Source organism: Streptomyces sp. NPDC048424, assembly GCF_040651555.1.
GTDB lineage: Bacteria > Actinomycetota > Actinomycetes > Streptomycetales > Streptomycetaceae > Streptomyces.
Window position 1 is genome coordinate 1 of sequence record NZ_JBEZKE010000082.1, and the last position, 2,611, is coordinate 2,611.

Consider the following 2,611-nt stretch of genomic DNA (forward strand, 5'->3'; position numbering starts at 1 on the left):
CGCGCCTACGTCGAACAAGACCTCCACGAAATCTACGAAGGCGAAGTCCGCTACGCCCGCGACGCCTTCGAAGGCCTGCGCCTCATGGACGCCCTGATGGGGGTGAAACGCGGGGTTCCCGGTGTCGAGTTGCCGCCGCTGAAGCAGCGCCGTGTCGCCAAGCGCGACACTGCGCTGCCGGTGGCGGTGGCCGAGCCGGGGGGCCGCTCCGATGTCGCCGTCGACAACCCGGTCCCCACCCCGCCGTTCTGGGGCACCCGCGTCGTCAAGGGCATCCCGCTCAAGGACTACGCCTCCTGGCTGGATGAGACGGCCCTGTTCAAGGGCCAGTGGGGGCTGAAGGACACCGAGACCATCGAGACGGACGGGCGACCGCGGCTGCGTGGCTGGCTGGACCGGCTGCACACCGACGGACTGCTCGAAGCGGCCGTCGTGCACGGCTACTTCCGGTGTGTCTCCAAGGACGAGGACCTGATCATCCTCGACGAGAACGGCTCCGAGCGGACCCGCTTCACCTTCCCCCGCCAGGGCCGCGGCCGCCGCCTGTGCCTGGCGGACTTCTTCCGCTCCGAGGACAGCGGGGACACCGACGTCGTGGGCCTCCAGGTCGTCACCGTCGGTTCGAGGATCGGCGAGGAGACGGCCCGGCTCTTCGCCGCGGACGCCTACCGCGAGTACATGGAGCTGCACGGGCTGTCCGTGCAGCTGGCGGAGGCGATGGCGGAGTACTGGCACGCGCGGGTCCGCGGCGAGCTGGGCATCGCCGGATCCGATCCGCGCTCCATGGACGGGATGTTCCGCACCGAGTACCAGGGCTGCCGCTACTCGTTGGGGTATCCCGCCTGCCCCGACCTGGAGGACCGGGCGAAGATCGCCGACCTCCTGCAGCCGGAGCGGATCGGTGTGCTGCTGTCGGAGGAGTTCCAGCTCCACCCGGAGCAGTCCACCGACGCGATCGTGATCCATCACCCCGAGGCGACGTACTTCAACGCGCGCTGAATCCCGACGCGTTGGAAAGGAGTCCGACATGCCGGCTGCTCTGGCCGCCACGACCACCGACCGCCCCCGCCCCTGCGCCCCCACCGCCCCTGGTGTCCGCGAGCTGCTGTCCCAGGGCCGGCGGACCTTCTCGTTCGAGTTCTTCCCGCCGAAGACGGATGCCGGGGAGCGCACCCTGTGGGCGGCGATCCGCCGGATCGAGCCGTTCGCGCCGTCGTTCGTCTCCGTCACCTACGGGGCGGGTGGATCCTCTCGTGACCGGACCGTGGAGGTCACCAAGCGCATCGCGGCGCAGACCACCTTGCGCCCGGTGGCGCACCTGACGGCCGTGGGGCACTCGGTCGCCGAACTGCGCCACATCATCGGCCAGTACGCCGACGCGGGCATCCGCGATGTGCTCGCCCTGCGCGGTGACCCGCCCGGCGACCCGAAGGGGCAGTGGACCCCGCATCCGGCCGGGCTCAGTCATGCGCACGAACTGGTCACTCTCATACGGCAGTTGGGTGATTTCACGGTGGGTGTCGCGGCGTTCCCGGAGCGGCATCCCCGTTCGCCCGGCTGGAGTGAGGACATCCGGCACTTCGCCGCCAAGTGCCGGGCCGGCGCCGACTACGCCATCACCCAGATGTTCTTCCACGCCGAGGACTACCTGCGGCTGCGTGACCGGCTCTGCGCCGTCGGCTGCCTGACACCGGTCATCCCCGAGATCATGCCGGCGACCGATTTCCGCCAGATCCGGCGCTTCGCGGAGCTGAGCGACGCCCGCTTCCCGGCGGCGCTGGCCCAGCGGCTGGAGGCGGCGAAGGACGATCCGGCGGCCGGTCACCGGATCGGGGTGGAGTACGCGACGGCGATGTCCGAGCGCCTCCTCGCCGAGGGTGCGCCGGGCCTGCACTACATCACCCTCAACAAGTCCACCGCGACTCTAGAGATCCATCAGAACCTGAACCTCAGCCAGAACTAGCCACCACCATCACGGAGTAGACCCCATGGACTTCAAGGTCGCAGATCTCTCGCTCGCGGAATTCGGCCGCAAGGAGATCACCCTCGCCGAGCACGAGATGCCCGGTCTGATGTCGATCCGCAAGGAGTACGCCCCCTCGCAGCCCCTCGCCGGGGCGAGGATCACCGGGTCCCTGCACATGACCGTGCAGACGGCCGTCCTGATCGAGACGCTGGTGGCGCTCGGGGCGCAGGTGCGGTGGGTGTCCTGCAACATCTACTCGACCCAGGACCACGCGGCCGCCGCGGTGGCCGCCGCCGGGATCCCGGTCTTCGCCTGGAAGGGCGAGACGCTCCAGGAGTACTGGTGGTGCACGGAGCAGGCGCTGACCTGGCCCGGCCACGCGGGCCCCAACATGATCCTCGACGACGGCGGTGACGCCACCCTCCTGGTCCACAAGGGTGTCGAGTACCAGAAGGCGGGCTCCGTTCCGGACCCGTCCACCGCGGACAACGAGGAGATGGCCCTGGTCCTGGGCCTGTTGCGGGAGACCTCCATCGACTGGACGGCGCTGGCGTCCGAGATCCGCGGTGTGACGGAGGAGACCACCACCGGTGTCCACCGCCTCTACGAGATGATGTCCGAGGGCACGCTGCTGTTCCCGGCGAT

3 protein-coding genes are annotated in these 2,611 nt (G+C 69.5%); all 3 read left to right on the forward strand.

Features of this window, described 5'->3' with window-relative positions; translation table 11 throughout:
• Positions 1–999, forward strand: a 999-nt coding sequence (locus AB0D29_RS38680) for a vitamin B12 dependent-methionine synthase activation domain-containing protein (protein WP_362860524.1), incomplete at its 5' end; no start/stop codon positions are given.
• A gap of 28 nt (positions 1,000–1,027) precedes the next feature.
• On the forward strand, positions 1,028–1,963 hold the full coding sequence (gene metF / locus AB0D29_RS38685) for a methylenetetrahydrofolate reductase [NAD(P)H] (RefSeq protein WP_362860525.1): 936 nt from the start codon (positions 1,028–1,030) through the stop codon (positions 1,961–1,963).
• Between the two features lie 25 nt (positions 1,964–1,988).
• A partial coding sequence (locus AB0D29_RS38690; RefSeq protein ID WP_362860526.1) for an adenosylhomocysteinase occupies positions 1,989–2,611 on the forward strand: 623 nt, incomplete at its 3' end.

What these genes read in the sequence shown, in the direction of transcription:
- metF (WP_362860525.1), top strand. Translation starts at nt 1,028, where the DNA reads ATGCCGGCTGCTCTGGCCGCCACGACCACCGACCGCCCCCGCCCCTGC.